This is a genomic window from Clostridium acidisoli DSM 12555, from assembly GCF_900176305.1.
GTDB classification, from domain to species: domain Bacteria; phylum Bacillota; class Clostridia; order Clostridiales; family Clostridiaceae; genus Clostridium_I; species Clostridium_I acidisoli.
The window spans coordinates 40669-60649 of the sequence record NZ_FWXH01000006.1 but is presented as its reverse complement, the minus strand read 5'-3'; the positions used below and the strand labels follow the sequence as shown (position 1 = coordinate 60649).

The 19981-nt window shown below is 30.7% G+C and carries 14 protein-coding genes and 1 other annotated feature; of the genes, 2 read left to right on the top strand and 12 right to left on the bottom strand.

Features of this window, described 5'->3' with window-relative positions; all coding sequences use genetic code 11:
• Positions 1 to 53: 53 nt before the first annotated feature.
• From B8978_RS09950 to B8978_RS09910, 9 genes are all read right to left on the bottom strand, one after another.
• Entirely contained in the window at positions 54 to 893 is an 840-nt protein-coding gene (locus B8978_RS09950) for a Cof-type HAD-IIB family hydrolase (RefSeq protein ID WP_084115718.1), read from the bottom strand.
• Positions 894 to 1049: 156 nt separating this feature from the next.
• Entirely contained in the window at positions 1050 to 2528 is a 1479-nt protein-coding gene (locus tag B8978_RS09945; protein WP_084115716.1) for a UxaA family hydrolase, read from the bottom strand.
• Positions 2529 to 2545: 17 nt separating this feature from the next.
• Positions 2546 to 3994 carry a tagaturonate reductase gene (locus B8978_RS09940; protein ID WP_084115714.1) on the bottom strand — a complete coding sequence of 483 codons (1449 nt, stop codon included), beginning with the start codon at positions 3992 to 3994 and terminating at the stop codon, positions 2546 to 2548.
• Between the two features lie 130 nt (positions 3995 to 4124).
• Entirely contained in the window at positions 4125 to 5471 is a 1347-nt protein-coding gene (locus B8978_RS09935) for a glycoside-pentoside-hexuronide (GPH):cation symporter (protein ID WP_084115712.1), read from the bottom strand.
• Between the two features lie 188 nt (positions 5472 to 5659).
• Positions 5660 to 6664: a LacI family DNA-binding transcriptional regulator gene (locus B8978_RS09930; protein ID WP_084115710.1), complete on the bottom strand. Its 1005-nt coding sequence runs from the start codon at positions 6662 to 6664 to the stop codon at positions 5660 to 5662.
• Between the two features lie 138 nt (positions 6665 to 6802).
• Positions 6803 to 8206 (bottom strand): glucuronate isomerase, encoded by a 1404-nt coding sequence (uxaC, locus tag B8978_RS09925; protein WP_084115708.1) that lies wholly within the window; start codon positions 8204 to 8206, stop codon positions 6803 to 6805.
• Between the two features lie 189 nt (positions 8207 to 8395).
• On the bottom strand, positions 8396 to 10108 hold the full coding sequence (locus B8978_RS09920; RefSeq protein WP_084115706.1) for a methyl-accepting chemotaxis protein: 1713 nt from the start codon (positions 10106 to 10108) through the stop codon (positions 8396 to 8398).
• Between the two features lie 113 nt (positions 10109 to 10221).
• Positions 10222 to 11169: an AEC family transporter gene (locus B8978_RS09915; RefSeq protein WP_084115704.1), complete on the bottom strand. Its 948-nt coding sequence runs from the start codon at positions 11167 to 11169 to the stop codon at positions 10222 to 10224.
• 24 nt (positions 11170 to 11193) lie between these two features.
• Positions 11194 to 11580 (bottom strand): DUF1284 domain-containing protein, encoded by a 387-nt coding sequence (locus B8978_RS09910; protein WP_084115702.1) that lies wholly within the window; start codon positions 11578 to 11580, stop codon positions 11194 to 11196.
• A gap of 720 nt (positions 11581 to 12300) precedes the next feature.
• Here B8978_RS09910 and B8978_RS09905 point away from each other — a divergent pair.
• A complete protein-coding gene (locus B8978_RS09905) occupies positions 12301 to 13254 on the top strand; it encodes an NAD(P)-dependent oxidoreductase (RefSeq protein ID WP_084115700.1) in 954 nt (317 codons plus the stop codon).
• 150 nt (positions 13255 to 13404) lie between these two features.
• Here the strand turns inward: B8978_RS09905 and leuA are convergent, their stop codons facing one another.
• Positions 13405 to 15072: a 2-isopropylmalate synthase gene (leuA, locus tag B8978_RS09900; protein ID WP_084115698.1), complete on the bottom strand. Its 1668-nt coding sequence runs from the start codon at positions 15070 to 15072 to the stop codon at positions 13405 to 13407.
• Between the two features lie 42 nt (positions 15073 to 15114).
• Positions 15115 to 15362, bottom strand: a binding site (T-box leader).
• A gap of 180 nt (positions 15363 to 15542) precedes the next feature.
• Here leuA and B8978_RS09895 point away from each other — a divergent pair.
• Positions 15543 to 17546, top strand: coding sequence for an oxidoreductase (locus B8978_RS09895; protein WP_084115696.1), 2004 nt, complete (start codon positions 15543 to 15545; stop codon positions 17544 to 17546).
• 105 nt (positions 17547 to 17651) lie between these two features.
• Here B8978_RS09895 and B8978_RS09890 read toward each other — a convergent pair whose 3' ends face one another.
• Together B8978_RS09890 and B8978_RS09885 are read right to left on the bottom strand one after the other, a co-directional pair.
• Positions 17652 to 19133, bottom strand: a complete 1482-nt coding sequence (locus B8978_RS09890) for an L-fucose/L-arabinose isomerase family protein (protein ID WP_084115694.1) — start codon at positions 19131 to 19133, stop codon at positions 17652 to 17654.
• A gap of 19 nt (positions 19134 to 19152) precedes the next feature.
• Positions 19153 to 19776 carry a DUF4867 family protein gene (locus B8978_RS09885; protein ID WP_084115692.1) on the bottom strand — a complete coding sequence of 208 codons (624 nt, stop codon included), beginning with the start codon at positions 19774 to 19776 and terminating at the stop codon, positions 19153 to 19155.
• Positions 19777 to 19981 lie beyond the last annotated feature (205 nt).

Genomic DNA, 19981 nt, shown 5'->3' with positions numbered 1-19981 from the left:
TTATATTAAAAAATATAATTAGTATAGTATTTCTTCTAATTTCATAAAATATTCTAAATTTCATTACCTGTGCTTAGCACAAATTTTTCTATAGCCCTCGCCACACCTGAGTTATTATTTGTATCAGTAATATAATCTGCTGCTTTTTTTACAAGTTCAGATCCATTCCCCATAGCTACTCCTATCCCAGCATATTCAATCATAGAAAGATCATTTTCATTATCACCAATACACATTACTTCTTCTCTGGATATTCCAAAAATTTCAGCTAACTCTTTCACTGCTCTTCCTTTAGAATTTCCCTTGTGCATTATTTCAATATTATCTTCTCCTGAACTTACAACTTCAAATTCATTAAGATCTAAAAGTTCCTTTTTAGCTTTATATGTATCAAGTCCATCTTCTGATATACATATACACTTCAAAATTTCGCTACCCTTTTCTTCAATTGTTTTATATATATCTTTGCTATCAATTAACCCTATTTTAAAATCTTCTTTAAGTTTCTCATTCATCTTAGCATAAGCGTAGTTTTTAGGAAAACCATTAGCTGCTATTACTGAATCAGCAGTATTATAATACACTCTTAGCTTATATTTTCCTACTATATCTTGAATCTTTATTAAATTTTTCACTCCAAGTTCAAGCTTGTATATAATCCTTTCCTCATCTTTTTCTCTTATGTAGGCTCCATTAGATGCAATTATAGGTGCCTTCACTCCAATTACATCACCAAAATACTTTGCTGATGTAAAAAGCCTTCCCGTGCATACAGCTATTCTAACACCTTTGTCATGTGCTTTTTTTATTGCAACTAAATTTTCCTCATTTATTGTTTTCTCATCATTTAATAAGGTTCCATCCATATCAATACAAATCAACTTACAACTCATAAATTCATCTCCTGTATAATAGTATTATATATTAATGTAGATTTATTATATCATAAATTAAAGACTCATCTTTATTCCAAGCGAATAAAGATAAGCCTTTAATTTTAAGATTTTATAAATATATATAGTTATAGTAGGTAGTGGTAAGTTAGTATTTTATAGTGTTACTCCATTTTTGAATATAGCTATTTCTCTTATATTATTCTTTTCATTGTTAGCTAATTCTCCGCTGGCTACACCAATAATGTATTCAATAAAGTTATTTAATACTTCTTCCATTGACTCATTTTCAATAAGTCTTCCGGCATTGAAGTCTATCCAGTTTTTCTTTTTATTATAAATCTGGCTATTGGTAGATATTTTTACTGTTGGGACAAAAGTTCCAAACGGTGTTCCTCTTCCTGTTGTAAATAATACAATGTGGCATCCTGCAGAAGCTAATGCTGTAGATGCAACTAAATCATTTCCAGGTGCACTCAATAAATTAAGTCCTTTTTGTTTTATAACCTCACCATATTTTATTACATCAACAATTTCTGCACTACCTGATTTTTGAGTACATCCAAGTGACTTATCTTCTAAGGTAGTTATTCCACCGGCTTTATTTCCAGGTGAAGGGTTTTCATATACAGGTTGATTATAACTCATAAAATATTTTTTGAAATCATTTATTAGACTTACAGTTTTATCAAATACATCTTTATTTTTAGCTCTATCCATTAAAATTGTTTCTGCTCCAAACATTTCTGGAACTTCTGTTAATATGGTTGTAGCATTTTGCGCTGTTAAAAAGTCAGATAATTTTCCAAGTAACGGATTGGCCGTTATTCCGGAAAATCCATCAGAAGCACCACATTTAAGTCCTATTTTTAGCTCACTTAAAGGTATATCTTCTCTTTTATCCTCTTTAGAGTTATCATAAAGCTCTTTTAGTCTTTTAGCGCCTTCTTCTATTTCATCCTCTACTTTTTGAGAAATCATAAATTTAACTCTTTTTTCATTATAATCCCCTAAAGATTTTATGAAATCAGGCATTGTATTGTTTTCACATCCAAGTCCAAGAACTAAAACACCACCAGCATTAGGATGTTTAACTATGTCTCCTAGTATAGTTCTTGTAGCTAAATGGTCATCTCCAAGCTGAGAGCATCCATAATTATGTTTAAACACATGAACATCTGTAAAAGAAGTTTCTTCTTCGAATCTTTTTGCGATAAGATCTGCTATTCCATTAACACATCCAACAGTAGGTACTATCCATAGTTCATTTCTTATACCTACAGTACCATTTTCTCTTTTGTAACCTTTGAATGTTAATTTCTTATCTTCAAAATTATTTTCAAATTTCTTCTTATTATATACATATTCTTTTATTCCACTAAGGTTGGTTTTAATATTGTGAGTGTGAATCCATTGTCCTACTTCAATATCCTTGATAGCATGCCCTATATAAAATCCATACTTTACAATATTTTCTCCTTCTTTAATGTTTGTTATAGCAACTTTATGTCCTCTTTTAACAGGCTCAGTAACAGTAATCTCTTTGCCATCCACCTTAATAACATCTGATTTATTTAAATCAGTTAAAGCAACAACGACATTATCGTTTTCGTTAATCTTTATAATATTTTTCATAAAAATACCTCTCTCGATTACATTACAGATTTAAGAGCTTCTTTTATTCCTAATTGTTCAATGTTAATTAGATTTTCAGTAACTGCATCAGTTAATCCACTTACATTATTTAAATTCATTTTCCAGTTCTTTTCATATTCTAATACAGTAGTTACTATTTTTTTGTAAGCTTCATTACTTCCATCGCAATTTGCCCATAATTCCTTAAATAAAGCTAAAATATCCTCATCATCTGCAAGTTTGATTTCTTCTTCTCCTCTTTTGCCCTTATAGAACTCTATTAGAGCAGCTAAAGAAAATACTAGTTTCTTTGGAAGTTCACCTTTTCTCTTAGTAAATTCAAGTAATGAAGGTAAATCTCTAGTTTCAAATTTAGATAAAGAATTTAATGCTATGCTCATTAGATAGTGATTTACAAAAGGATTCATAAATCTTTCAAGTACAGCATTAGCAAAATATTTTAATTCATCTTCTGGAAGATCCAATGTAGGAATAATCTCATCGTACATTACGCCTCTTAAGAATTTTCCGATAACAGCATCATCAACAGAATGTCCTACAGTATCTAAGCCATAAAGATATGCTACTGGTACAAGTGCAGTATGTGCTCCATTAAGTATTCTAACTTTTCTTGTTCTATAAGGTGTAACGTCATCAACTAATTTTACATTCAATCCAGCTTTTTCAAAAGGTAGCTCATTTGCTATCCATTGTGGTCCTTCTATTACCCATAGGTGGAATTGTTCACCAACATCAACTAAGCTGTCTTCATAACCTAATTCTTTATGAATTTCTTCTATAGTATCTCTTGGATAACCAGGAACTATTCTATCTACAAGTGTGCAGCAGAAAGTGTTTGCCTCATTTAGCCAAGTTACAAATTCATTTTCTAATTTCCAAAGTTTTGCAAATTTTAAAATAGTAGCTTTTAATTTTTCTCCATTTCTATCTATAAGCTCACATGGTATTATTATCATGCCTTTTGCTTTGTCACCATTAAAAGTTTTAAATCTTCTGTATAAAAATGCAGTTAACTTTCCTGGATAACTATTTTGACAGGTATCACCTAATTTATCATTTTCATCAAAAGCTATTCCAGCTTCAGTAGTGTTTGATATAACAAATCTAAGTTCTGGATTTTCAGCTACTTTCAAATATTCTTCATATTGAGAATATGGATTTAAACTTCTACTTATGCTATTTATTACAGAATGTTCTTTTACAGCTTTTCCGTCTTTTAAGCCCTGTAAATATAAAGTGTATAATCCATCTTGTTCATTAAGCATATCAACTAATCCAGTTGCTAGTGGCTGAACGATAACAACGCTTCCATTAAAATCAGCTTCTTTATTCATTTTATCAATTTGCCAATCAACAAAAGCTCTCAAGAAATTTCCTTCACCAAATTGTATTATTCTTTCAGGGTATTCCTTGTAATCCTTAAAGGTAGTTTTACTTAATTTCATAATTATCCTCCTAATTAATAATGTTCACGTATTCAAAACATTATACTTAAATGACCTTCCCAATAATATTATAACACAAAGCTATGCACACGTGAACATAAAATGTTTATTTTTAAATTTATATTTAATGTTAAGCCTTTTTACCATTTCTTAAATTTAAATCTTTTACAATTTCTTCAAATTTTTTATCTGAAAGATTATATAACACTCCAATTACTATAGCTGCAATTAATAATGCAATTGCAGGATAAAGCATTAATAATACCTTTATACCAAGTAACGTATGTGCGCTTTGTTTAGCATTTGCAACATAACCTATCATAGCTAGACCTATTCCAGATAAAAATCCTGATAGAGATTGAGCTAATTTTCTTGAAAAATTAAAAGCTGAATATGTAATGCCTTCTCTTCTATGACCAGTTTTCCATTCACCATAATCAATGGAGTCAGAAACAAATGCCCATGTTACACCATTAGGAATACTGATACCAATAAATGCTATACTTGCAAGTATTATAAATGTAACTATATTTCCAGGTAACAAGAAGTTTATAGAATCAGCAACTACACTTGTTAAAAAACCTATAATAACTGTTCTCTTTTTACCAAATTTTTTTACTAGCTTTGGTATAAATGAAACACCTATAACAGAACATCCTATAGTAAAGAAGTTCACATACATAATCAATTTCACATTTCCTAAATTATATTGACAATAATATATTATTAGTGAAGTTTTAATATTATATGCAGATATTGAGAATATAGTCATTAATATTAATGTCAAAAGCGCTCTATTGGAAAATATTGTATTTGCAATTGATTTTGGTGTAATTTTTTCTCTTTTAGTTTCTGCTTGAACAACAACTTCTTTAGTATTTTTATACGTCATTCTAAAAGATAAAATTCCTACTATTCCCATAAGTGCAGCTACAGCAGGATATCCAAGCCTTGGATTTCCAAATATCAATACAAGCGGCATGAATATAACTCCAGTAATTAATAGTGCTCCTGATGATCCTATCTGTCTAAATGAAGCTAACGATGCTCTTTCATTTACATCTTGAGTTATTACTGAACCTAATGATCCATAAGGTACATTTGTAAAAGAATATCCAACCCCCCATATCATGTATGTGATATAAGCAAAGATTAATTTGGAAGTAGATGTCTTTCCCGGATTTGTAAAAGTTATAACTGTAAGTATTGCAAGTGCTATACTTGATGCAAACATAATAGGTCTAAATTTACCATTCTTCCCGGATTTCCTTGAATCAATTATAGTTCCAGCTATGGGATCCATAATAGCATCAAATATTTTAGTGAATAAAAATATTCCTCCTGCTGATGCAGATGCTATTCCAACAACATCTGTATAAAACTTTAACAGGTAAGCTTGCCCTAAGTCGAACATAAAACCATTTCCAAAATCCCCAAGACCATAGGAGATTTTTTCTTTCAACGTTAGTTTTTTCATTAAATTTCCCTCCATATTGTGTTATTCCATGTTATGCGCTTACATAAAGGGAATAAAAAGCGTTTAGATTAAACATTTACATTGTTAAAACCGTAACATACTTTTATATACTTATGCTCTGCACTTTAAGTTAATACACACGTTAACAATTAATTATAGTTAACGCATGTCCTCTAGTTTATACCACTTCATTTAGCTAATTTTGAAACTGAATCTCTAATAATTAACTCTGTATCTATATAAATCTTTTCACCATTTGTATCCGAATGGTCTAATATTTCTAATAGCTTTTGTCCACCTACTATGCTTATTTTCCTTGAAAGTTTTCTTACAGTAGTTAGTGCCGGTGTTACATAATTACAAAATATACTGTCATCAAAACCTATTATAGAAATATCATTTGGTACACTAAATCCTGATTTTTGTATTGCTTTCATAGCCCCTACAGCCATATCATCATTTGAACAAAAAACTGCTGTCGGTACTTTGGGCAAATTTAAAAGCTTCTCCATTGCTGAGAAACCACTTTCAACATCATAATTTCCATCTATAAAATATTCATTTTTAATTTGCATTTTATTGTCAATTAACGCATTGATAAATCCATCTTTTCTATCAATTGAAGATTTAAACCCAATTTTCCCTTCTATAATCGCAATTTCCTTATGTCCACTTTTAATTAAAAAATTTGTGGCCTCATATGCTCCTTCTTTTTCTGAAGAAACTATATTCACAATATTATGTGCTTCAATCTCTCTATTAAGAACTATTAATGGTATTTCTTTATTAATAGTATCATATATAAATGGGTTGTCACTTTCGCTTTGACTTACTAATATGATTCCATCAAATCGTTTTTTAGATACATAATTAAAATCTTTGCAATCATCAATTCCCCTTATAACTAAATTATAGTTTCCTCTTATAACACTGCTTACACCATCTATAACTTCGTGAAAAAAGCTAGATGAGGTACCGTTGTGTATTGTAGAAAAAAACAATCCTATATTATATGATTTATTTAAAACCAAACTTTTGGCATTATAATTCGGAACGTAATTAAGTTCATTTGCTATTTCTACTATTCTTCTTTTAGTATCTTCATTTATAAATGGACTATTATTAAGAGCCCTTGAAACAGTAGTATGTGAAACATTAGCCATTTTTGCAATATCTTTTATAGTAATACTCATACTTTCAACACACCTTCCAAGTAAAATTCATAACTACATATAATAATATCATAATAGTTGACACTAAACTACTCCTTATTCTTATAAAAAGCCCCTAATACTTGTATAGGTATGTTGATTTTTTTATCAAACCTTGTTTTATATTTTCATTTCAAAATAGTTCTTAGCATTATTATAACAAATATCTTCAGTTATCTTTCCAAGTAAATCCATATCATTTGGTATTTCTCCATTTTCAGTCCAATTACCGATAAGTTCACATAATATTCTTCTGAAATATTCATGTCTTGTATATGATAAGAAACTTCTTGAATCTGTTAACATTCCAAGGAAACTTGAAAATAATCCAAGGTTTGCAAGTGCTTTCATTTGTTCTATCATGCCGTCTTTGTTATCATTAAACCACCATGCTGCTCCAAGTTGTATTTTTCCTAGAACTCCACTTCCTTGGAAACAGCCAAGTAATGTACCTAAAACATAATTGTCATTAGGATTTAAACTATATAAAATAGTTTTAGGTAGTAAGTTTTCTACTTCTAAAGAACTAAGCAGTTTTGAAAGCGGATAAGTAACATTGCTATCATTGATAGAATCAAATCCAGTATCTGGTCCTAATTTTTTAAACATATCTCCGTTATTATCTCTAAATGCATTTATATGTAATTCCATAGCCCAGTTTAATTTTGCATAGTTTTTGCCTAGGAATTGCATAGTAGCTGTTCTATATTTTGTTTCTTCCTCATGAGTTATAGTTTCTCCATTTAGTGCTTTCTTGAAGATGCTTGCCACCTCTTCTTTAGAGGCTTCTAAATAAGGAACGTAATCTAGTGCATGATCTGAAACTCTACATCCAACTGAATGGAAAAATTCTATTCTAGACTTCAATGCATCTAAAAATTCATCATAGCTAGCTATGTTCTTTTTTGAAGCTTTTTCTAGAGTTTTAACCCATTCTGTAAAAGTAGGCTTGTTTATTCCTAAAGCTTTATCAGGTCTAAATGCAGGCAATACCTTTACATCAAAAGTTTTATCTTCTTGCAACTTTAAATGATACTCAAGAGAGTCTGCTGGATCATCTGTTGTACATATAGCTTTAACGTTTGATTTTTTAATAATTTGCCTAACGCTAAGTCCACTTTCAAATATTTTATTTGCTTTCTCCCATATTACAGGTGCATTTTTTTCATTTATTACTTCATTTATTCCAAAATATCTTTGAAGCTCTAAATGAGTCCAATGATATAAAGGATTTCCTATAGCTGTCTCTACAGCTTTTACATATGATAAAAATTTCTCGTAATCTGTTGATTTTCCTGTTATATATTTTTCATCTATTCCATAACTTCTCATGAGTCTCCATTTGTAATGGTCTCCATAAAGCCAAGCTTCAGTTAAATTTTTAAATTTTTTATCGTCGCATATTTCTTTTGGGCTTATATGACAGTGATAATCAATAATTGGCATTTTTTCAGCATAATCGTGAAAAAGTTTTCTTGCTGTTTCTGTAGTAAGTAAAAAATCTTGATCCATAAAATTTTTCATAAGATTCGCCTTTCTTTCACAAAAAAAATTTGAAAGCTTGACAACGTTAACAAGTTTTCATACTTTATATTATAATACATTATATATATATATCAATAGTTTTTTGTTCACGATAACAATTTTGTGTTATATAACAAGTAAATTTATGCATAAGCAATAATTTTACCTGCTATAAACACTATCACTTTTTTAACCTCTTAAAACAAACTTTCCAACTTCATTTATCATTTTTTCCGTCTTATCCGTCAAAAGCTGTGAGGATCTTGCCACTTCATCTGATGATGAACTAATTTCCTCAGTAGATGCTGATATTTCTTCAGAAGATGCTGAATTTCCTTCTGCTAGTGATGATGCTTTATCAACTGCTTTTAAAATGTCATTTTTTTCATCATTTATCTTATTTATAGAGCTGTTTATATTATTTATTCTTGGCAGAATATCATCAATTGAACCTATTATTTTCTTGAATGATTCTATTGCACTATTTACAACCACAACTTGATTATTAAGTTTGTCACTGGTTGTATCTGTCGTGCTCATAACTATTTTTGCTTCATTATGAATTTCCATTAAAGATTCTGTTATACTATCAGATGAATTCTTTGACTGTTCTGATAAATTTCTTATTTCTTCAGCAACCACAGCAAATCCTTTTCCTGCTTCCCCTGCCCTTGCTGCTTCTATTGCAGCATTAAGTGCCAATAAATTAGTCTGTTCAGAAATACTATTGATTAATTCTGTCATTTCCGATATATCATTAACTCTTTTAACCAGACTAGAAATTTTTTCACTAACAGTTCCAAATGAATAATTTATGCCATCTATTGATTTTGCTAAAACCTCCAGCTGTGAATTGCTTTCTCCAGACATTGAACTTATATGTTTTGTTTTCATATCTACATTTTCCACTGATGTATTTATTCCCTCTAAGGTTTCTCCAAATGAATTCAATGTATTATTTATAAAAATAAGTTCTTGTGCCTGGGTAGTTGATTCTTCTGCTACAGATTGAATTGCCTTTGATACTTCCTGTGTTGATGCATTCATTTCTTCAGCTAAAGATGCTAGCGTATACGATTCGCCTTTAACATCGTTAGATTCTTTTTTAATAACTGTAAGTATATTTGAAATTGAATCCACAGTTTTATCAAGTTCATTATTCATAATACCAAATTCATTTTTTAGATGCTGGCTTTTTTCTATAGCTAGATTTCCATTTGAAATAACCTTTAATTTATTTGTAAATTCTTTTATAGATTTTTTAGTTATTATAATTACTAAAATTGATATTGAACTTATAAGAATTAACGAAATCATAAAGATAATAGTAAATATCACATTATTTTGCTGATACAACTGTTTTGAATCAAGACTCTCTTTTGCTGCTATTTTTTTTTGATAATTTACCATTGCAACAGTTTTATTTTGTAATTGTGTTCCATATACACCCATCTGTACATTGGTTATATTTGGATCAGGAACTAGTCCATTCTTTCTCTGTTCCATTATATCCGGTATGTATGAATAATATTTTTCATATGCATCTTTTGCATCATTAGCTACTTTAAGTTCCTGTTTGTCAGAATTTGATAAAGGTATAGTGTTTTTCATTATAGAAGTAATATCTGCATTTAAACTTAACATTGCCTTCTCATTTTTTTCATCAAAAGGTCTATCGATTATTTTAGTAAGTGTATTTCTTAGTACACCCATATCTGCATTTACATCACCCCAATTTTTAAGCTTTGGTATGGTGCTCACATTAGTTCTGTTAGATATAGCATACATCTTTGATGTATTAACGTATGAAACAACACCTAAAATTATCATAGCTACTAAAGATATTATCCAGGTTGCTATAATACTTTTTATTACTCCTAAATTTACAAATTTAAACTTCATAAGATCCCCCCATATATTATTTTTAGTGCGGAATTTAAATAAAATTAAATTTAACATTTAAAATACTGCACAACTAAATTATATTATGACAATATTATTTTGTAAACGTATTTTTACAAATGGCTTAGGAAAATCATATAAAATGGAATTGTTATCATTGTTACAACAGTTGTTACAACAGTCATTACTGCTGCATATTTTGTGTCTCCATTGTAAGCCTTAGCAATTATACTTGTGTTAGTCATAACTGGCATGGCAGCTTGTATTATAAATACTTTCTTCATAAGAAGCGGTACTGGAATTAGAAGGGTTAGAAGAAATACCGTAACTGGAGATATAATAAATCTTCCAGCTAAAATTCCCATCATATCTCTTGTAACCTTTATATCTTTTAATTTAACCGAATGTATACATATTCCTATAAATATCATAGAAAGTGGAGTAGTAATTGCCCCCATATACTCACAGGTATTCATTATGAATTCTGGCAAATGTATTTTTAATATAACTAATATAATTGCTATTATATACCCCATAAGAGGCGGTGAAATTATCCTTTTAATGGTTTTCATACTAATTATTTTATCATTGGTTTTCCTTTCCCCACTTTTACTTATAAAATAAACACCAATTGTCCAAAAAAATGTAGTATTTGCTATGTAATATAAAAGTACATACGGAACACTTTTTTCACCAAACAAAGATAAATTTATAGGAAGTCCAACAAAAATTGTATTGGAATTAAAAAACATTGATATAAAAAGCCCTTTGTCTTCTTTCTTTATATTAATTAATTTTGAAACTAAAACAGCTATAATCATACATACAGCCATAGATAAAACTGGTATTATAATCCCTTTTCCAAGGTGCACCAGTTTACCCCTATCTATATTTTCAAGTATTGTAGATATCATAAGTGCTGGCAATGCAATTGTTATAACTAACCTTGTAATTAATCTTGAAGATTCTTCATTAAACCATCCTTTATGTGTTAAAATCCATCCAATAGAAATCATTATTACAATACTTAAAATACCACTAAGCGATTTTAATAATAACATTTTCTCCACCCTTTATTTGTTTTTTTATTTTAATTTGCAAATCCACAAGCATTTTTCCGACCAACTACAATTTCCACATATTTCATATGCATCTTCAAAGCTTTTAATCTTCTCACCTACTAATTTAAATACATCTTTTATTATTATTTGCTGATTATTCGTTAATCTTAATTTTAATAACACTTTTTTATCCATAAAATCCACACTGCTAGATTTTTCACATATACCATTAGTATTATTTTTACACATGGAGCAAACCTCATCACAATAATTGACTATTTTAATGCTATCATTAGAATTTTCTTTTATATATTTAACTATTTCTCCCATATGTTTTACAAATTCATCATTGTAGCCATACCCTTGAAACCCCTGCATACAAAGAAAATGATGGGCCCTTATTTTAATCATTCCATTCACACCTTTACAAGTTATTAACTATATTATACATTTAATTCTTTGCTTCCATATAATAAGCATAATATTCAAACTATTTAAACCTATAATTTCTACTTTTGACAGCCACACGGAAGTAGTAGTATATTTATCTTAATTATTTCTTAATTTATTCACCGTATAAAGAAATTGCGAAGCAAAAACTAAAGAATTTTATCATAGCTAAAGCTAAATAAAAAGATTAAAGAAAGCCTTCGGCTAGATGAAAGATTTGACGGGTATAAAGCCGTCAAAGGTGAGAGAAGTTACTTGCGTAACAGGTAAAAGATGAATTTCATAGTTTAAAGTAATTGGACTTATATATTTTAAACCGTAGGTTTTGTTTTTAGGCGTAGCCTTTGGTGTTCATATTATGGTTAATATTGTAACAAATACTTATGAACGAACACTACAGACCTTCGGTGAAAAAAATGAAGTACAAAATACTTTAGATTAATAAATTTAAGTTCAAAGATTTTTCGAAGCATAGCGTAGAAAAATCATCCTAACCCTTTTGCTGAAAACAAATTTTCTCACCATTAACGGCATTAACGTTAATTCTTTAATATTGCCGCTCTGGCAACCTTTCACCTTTTTACTCACGTAGTAGAGTAAAAAGCTTTAACCAGTTGCTTAGCAATTTATTACAATTACATATAAAATTTATTATTATTAAACTAACATATGGAGGTATATATGAAAAACACAGTATTTTTAAACGCATCTAAAGTAGACTTTGATGGTAAACTAGACTTTTCACCATTAGAAAGAATTACGTCTCTATCAAAATATAATGAAAGTAGCCCTGAGGAAATTTTAGAGCGAGTTCAAAATCAAAATATTATAATAACTAAGGAAATACCCTTAAGTGGTGATTTAATAAGACAATTTCCGAGTTCTGTAGAGCTTATATGTGAAGCAGGCACAGGTTACAATAATATTGATATTGCTGCTGCAAAAGAGAAAAACATAACTGTTTGTAATCTTCCTGGGTATAGTACTGAAGCCGTTGCACAACTTGTAATTGGTTTTATACTAGATTTGAGTTCATCTATATCCATTCAACAAAATATGCTTAGACAAGGCAATTTTAATAACTTTACAAAACATCTTGGTGTTCCCCATTTTGAAGTCCAAGGGAAAAACCTTGGTGTAATTGGTAGTGGCTCCATTGGAACTCAAGTAATTAAAGTAGCTCGTGCTTTAGGCATGAATATATTGGTATATAGTAGAACACCAAAGCAATGGGATGATATCAACATACATTCAGTTTCACTTGAAACAATGCTTAAGGAAAGTGACTTTGTAACAATTCATTGTCCACTTACAGATAAAACTAAACATCTTATTAACAAGGATAATTTTAAAATCATGAAACCTTCTTCCTGTATAATAAACACTGCAAGAGGTGCAATTATAAATGAGGTCGATTTAATTGAGGTTTTAAAGAAAGGTGTAATTTCCGGTGCTGCCTTAGACGTTCAAGATCCAGAACCACCATCAATTGAAAATCCTTTATTTTCAATGGACAATGTAATTCTTACTCCACATATAGGCTGGAAATGTTTTGAATCAAGGCAAAGACTTATTGATTTTTTAGCTGATAATATAGCTGCTTTCGCTACTGGGAAGCCTATTAATATTGTGTAGATAAATTCATGTAAAAGCCAATTTTCATATTTGTAAAAACATGCAAATTGGCTTATTATAGTAACATGAATGAAATTTAGCAAGGTATTATCTTAACTATAGATAATCCATCATACTTCATCTTTTTAATAAATAGAAAATATTTTTTAATCAGCTGTTGCTTCTATTTATTGCACAGACTAATGCATTTAAAGCTGCTGTATCAATGTTTTCTGAAATTGCTACTCCAAAATAACGTTTATTATTACTCTCCACCTGTATATATGAAACGGCTCTTGACTCTGAACCACTTTCTAATGCCTGCTGATCATAAGATATAAATTTACATCCATTAACATGATATTTATGGAACGCATTAAAAAATGCATCTATTGGACCATTCCCTGTCCCTTCAATAATTTTATCACTGTCATTTATAGATATAGTAGCCTTTATGTTTACCATATTTTTATCTGTCTCCACATTCTGTAAGGACTTAATTTCATAGGTTTTAAGTCTATAAGGTTGTTTTCTTTCCAAATACTCATTTTTAAAATATTTAAATATATCATCTGCATTAAGTTCTGATCCCAAGGCATCAGATTTTTCTTTAATTATTTTACCAAATTCCTCATGCATAGCCTTAGGCAAAATAAACCCAAATTCACTTTCTAAAATATAAGCTGTTCCACCTTTACCAGATTGACTATTTATACGTATGATTTCCTCATATTCTCTTCCTACATCATGAGGATCTATTGGAAGATATGGAACTTCCCATTTATTATTGTTTTCTTCTTTTATAGCAAGTAAACCCTTTCTAATAGCATCTTGATGAGAACCTGAAAATGCTGCATATACAAGTTTTCCTGCATACGGATGACGTTCATTAACTGTCATCTTTGTACACTCCTCATACACCTTTATTATATTATTTAAATTTGAAAAATCCAATTTAGGATCTATTCCCTGAGAGTATAAATTCATACCCATAGTTATTATATCTAAATTTCCAGTCCTCTCTCCATTTCCAAACAATGTACCTTCAACACGATCTGCCCCAGCTAAAAGTCCAAGCTCGCTAGAGGCTGTACAAGTCCCCCTATCATTATGTGTGTGTAAACTTATAATAACATTATCTCTATTTTTAATATTTTTTGAGAACCACTCAATCTGATCTGCATATACATTAGGTGTAGCCATTTCTACAGTTGAAGGCAAATTAATAATAGCCTTTTTTTCAGCTGTAGGTTCTAAAACTTCTAATACTGCTTCACACACCTCAAGTGCATAATCAAGTTCTGTTCCAGTAAAACTTTCAGGTGAATATTCAAAAGTAAAATTTGTTTCTGGATATTTTTTGCTGTATTCCTTTAGTAGTTTTGCTCCATGAACAGCGATTTCTATTATTTCTTCCTTAGACTTTTTAAAAACTACTCTTCTTTGCAATTCTGAAGTTGAATTATACACATGAACTATGGCACTTTTAGCCCCCTTCAATGCCTCAAATGTTTTCTCTATCAACTGTTCTCTTGCCTGAGTTAAAACTTGAACTGTAACATCCTTTGGAATAAGGTCTTCTTCTATGAGTGTTCGCAAAAACTTATATTCAGTTTTTGAAGCAGATGGAAATCCAATTTCAATTTCTTTAAATCCCATATTGACCAGAAGTTTAAACATTTTTAGTTTTTCTTCAACATTCATTGGTGTAGGTAGTGATTGATTACCATCTCTCAAATCAACACTACACCAAGTTGGTGCGTTTTCAATTTGTTTAGTTGGCCATTCACGTTTTTCAAGTTCAATTTTATTAAATTTTGTGTATTTTGTGTAAGACAATATAAACACCCCTTTTTATAAAAAAATAAAACCTCATCTCAATGAAGAGACGAGGTTAACCCGCGGTACCACTCTAATTAATTTTATTTCTAAAATTCGCTTTCGATGGCTTTCCATAAATATCAATGGCTATTACCATCTATCCCTATAACGTGGGAAATACGTTCTACCCTACTAATTTCAGGAGACAGCTCACAGACGAGTTCGAGATTTTGAAATTACCGAATCACAGCACCTTCGGCTCTCTGAAAATTTCATATATCTTTACTATTTCTGATCAAAGCTTTACATGATTATACAATAAACATTTCAAAATGTAAATACACAATGATAAAATATTGCCATAATTATTTGATTTTTCAGTTAAGTATTCATTAATTTACAAATATTTTTAAGTAAACGGTATCAAGACATATTTAAAGTGATATACTTATTTTGTAAAATAAATTTATACAAAGAGGCGAATTGATATGAAAAATAAATCTTTGTTTGAACCTATTAAAATAGGTAGTGTGGAAATAAAAAATAAAATATCCATGGCACCTATGGGAGCTTTCGGACTTATAGACAACGAAGGTTGTTACAATCAAAGAGCTATCGACTATTATGTTGAAAGGGCTAAAGGTGGTACAGGGCTTATTGTAACAAGCATCACTAAGGTTGAGAATGAACTTGATAAGGTTGTACCTGGTGTAATTCCAATAATCTCTATTAACCCTGGAAGGTTTTTAATGACCTCGGCAGAAATGACAGAAAGAGTTCATGCTTACGGTACAAAAATTTTTTTACAACTTACTATGGGTTTTGGAAGAAGTGGTGCCCCAGGCACACTACTAACCTCACAGCCTGTTTCAGCTTCAAATATTCCAAATTACTGGAATCCAACAGTTACCTGTAGAGAACTTACAACTTCAGAAGTAGAATGGGTAGTTACAAAATTTATTGAATCTGCTGAAATTGCACAGAAAGCAGGTTTTGATGGTGTTGAAATACATGCTGTACATGAAGGTTATTTACTTGACCAGTTCACACTTTCCATATTCAATAAAAGAACTGACAAATATGGTGGGGATTTAAGAGGAAGACTTCAATTACCAATAGAAATAGTACAAGGAATAAAGGCTAGATTGGGACAAAGTTTTCCAGTTGGCTTACGATATAGTGTTAAGAGCTGCATAAAGGATTGGAGACAAGGCGGGCTTCCAGATGAGGACTTTGTTGAAAAAGGTCGTGATTTAAAGGAAGGCATTGAGGCTGCAAAAATTCTTGAAGCTGCAGGATATGATGAATTAAATACAGATATAGGAACCTATGATGCATGGTACTGGTCACATCCACCTCTTTATCAGAAAGACGGACTCTATCTTCCATATACCAAGGAATTAAAGAAAGCTGTAAAAATCCCTGTTATAGTTGCAGGAAAACTAGGTGTACCTGATGTGGCTCAAAAAGCTCTTGATGACCAAGCTGCTGATATGATTGGACTTGGAAGACCACTTCTTTCAGATGCATACTGGCCAAAAAAAGTTCTTTCAAATCATCCTGAAAGAATTCGTCCATGCATAGGATGCCATGCAGGCTGTCTTGGCAGAGGCTTTGAAGGAAAACCTTTAAGTTGTGCAGTAAATCCAGCTGCTGGTAGAGAAAGATATTATAGAATAGAACCTGCTCCTGCATCAAAAAAAGTAATGGTTGTAGGTGGTGGCCTTGCAGGAATGGAAGCAGCAAGAATTGCCCAATTGAGAGGTCATAAGGTTACCTTATATGAAAGCACAAGTGAACTTGGAGGAGAAGTCATTCCAGGTTCGGTACCTGCTTTTAAATTAGATGATAGGAGACTACTTGACTGGTATAGAAATGAAATACAGGAATCTAAAGTTGAAGTAGTTTTAAATACAAAAGTAACAGAAGAACTTGTAAAAAACAAAAATCCGGACGTTGTCATTATTGCAACTGGTGCAAAGGAAATTATACCCACTTTACCTGGCATGGAAAAAGATAAAGTTTCATCAGCAGTTGAGATTTTAAATGGCAAAAAGAAAACTGGAGAAAATGTACTTATGGTAGGTGGTGGACTTGTTGGCTGTGAAACTGCTCTCTACCTTTCAAAACAAGGTAAAACTGTTACAATTGTTGAAGCCAAAAGTAATATATTAGATGCAGGAAAACCAATTCCACATATGAATAAAATTATGCTTCTTGATCTTCTTAAAATGCAAAATATAAAAATTATAACAAACAACTCTTTACTTGAAGTAACAGATGAAGGTGCAGTGTTAATCAGTAATAAATTTAAAAAGCAGAATGTAGCTGCTGATACTATTGTAATTTCTGTTGGATTTAAATCTGACAAAGAATTATACAATAAACTTCACAGCAAAATTACCGATTTGTATCTAATTGGTGATGCATATCAGACTGCCAACATAATGGATGCAATCTGGAGCGCTAATGAAATCGGACTTAACTGCTAATAGAAAATTGCCGTTATAATAAAAAACAATGGCTCCCTTTTTTGTTATAATTGAATCTCTATTCAAACAAAAATAACAAAAAGGGAAGTCATTGTCATCATTTAATTATTCAAAAGGATTCTCTGTTTTATAAAGCATTCCTTTTGGCTGATTAAATCCTAATTCTTTAACCTCTAGATATTTAAATAAATTGTAAATTGCTTTTCCATGGTGTCCAAATGCAACTGCACCATGATGTGGATATCTCTTCTCTATTAGCACATGACGATAAAATCTTGCCATTTCGGGAATTGCAAAAATACCAATAGATCCAAACGAACGAGTTGCAACTGGTAAAATTTCACCTTCTGCAACATATGCTGTTAGCTCTGCATCTGCATTGCTTTGTAAACGGAAGAAGGTTATATCTCCAGGAACAATATCACCTTCAAGTGTACCTCTAGTTATGTTAGGTTCTTGATTTGGCTCTAATGCCCTTGCCATAATCATTTGATTTTTCATAGTGCGAGTTGTCAATTTACATGCAGCTGTGTTACCACAATGGAATGCCATAAATGTGTCTTTTAGTGTGTAATTAAATTTGCCTTTAATTTCTGATTCATACATATCATCTGGAACTGTATTATTAATGTCCAGTAATGTTACGGCATCTTGACTTACACATGTTCCAATATATTCACTTAATGCACCATAAATATCCACTTCACATGACACAGGGATTCCCCTTGCTGTTAAACGACTGTTTACATAGCAAGGTACAAATCCAAATTGTGTTTGGAAGGATGGCCAACATTTATTTGCAAAAACAACATAATCTCTTGAACCTTTATGTGCTTCCATCCAATCTAACAATGTAATTTCATACTGGGCAAGCTTTGGTAAAATGCCTGGCATTTTATTTCCTTCAGCTAATTCCTCTTCCATACTAGCTATTACCTCTGGAATTCTTGAATCATTAGCATGCTCATTAAATGCTGCATATAAGTCAAGTTCCGAATTTTCTTCAATTTCAACGTCTAAATTATATAATTGTTTAATTGGAGCGTTACAGGCTAAAAAGTCTTGTGGACGTGGTCCAAAGGAGATAATTTTTAATTTCTTTAATCCAAGTAATGCAGTTGCAACTGGCACAAATTCTGTAATCATATTTGCAACTTCATCTGCAGTTCCAACAGGATATTCAGGAATATATGCTTTTACATTACGAAGTGCTAAATTATAACTTGCATTTAGCATTCCACAAAATGCATCTCCACGCCCATTAATTAGATTGTTTCCCTTTTCCTCCGCAGCAGCAGCAAACATTACTGGCCCATTAAACTGTTTTGCAATCAAAGTTTCTGAAGTTTCAGGTCCAAAATTCCCAATATATACCACAAGTGCATTTACACCTGCTTCTTTCACTTCTTCTAATGCCTTTTCCATATGTTTTTCATTTTCTACAGTTGTTAAACATTCATAGATGTTTCCATTAGATTTTTTATAAGCTTCCACCACAGCTTTTCTGCGATTAGCTGATAACTCCATCGGAAAACAATCTCTACTCACTGCAATAATTCCCAATTTTACTTCTGGTACATTTTTCATATTTAATTCCCCCATTTTTTTATTTTATTGAAATATTTTTTCCTTTTAAACCTATAAATGCCCCCTGTGTACCTAAATCAGTATCTTTATGCCCAATTAGCCACTTATTTTTAGCAAAAAGTAATGCATCTTCACCAGATTTTTTAATCCTATTCTCTAGAGATAGATTAGTTTCCTTTGGCAAAACGACAACACACTTAAAACCATCTTTATTTGCATTGCAAGGTGCATAATGAAGTGTTGTTGCATACACTTCTAGAATGGTACCAGCTGGCACAAAAAATGCTTCTATCTTTGACGTATCATATGTGTAATCGTCTTCAATATCCTGTTTAAAACCTATGAGTAAAATAAGATCCGTCACTGCAACATTTATTTCAGATGAACGATGATATTCAACTGCATTTAATAAATAATTATTGCCATTACAATATCCTATCTCAATTGGTAATTCACCAAATTCTCTTGTTCTTAATTCTTTAGCAATTTGTAGTTCTTCTAATTCCTCAATTGATGCCTCATAGATTACGTCACTTGGCACTGGTGTTTTTTTCATTTTTTCAATTAATTCAGAGCAATCATAATTTTGTAGAATTTGTCCATATCTTTTGAATTTATCATCCGTCACTTTTTTAATAACCATATTACCTCCACCCTTCATTTACTTTATATATAAATTACAATGTTTTGATAGTTCATAAATATTTCTATTCAATCGTTATCTATTTATTGCAATATTATAAAATGACTTTATAAACTCATTTTAACAAGTTTATCGTATTTATTCTATCCATGATAATTAATACATTTTCATAAACTTTCTAATGTATCTTTATCTGTAGTGGAAA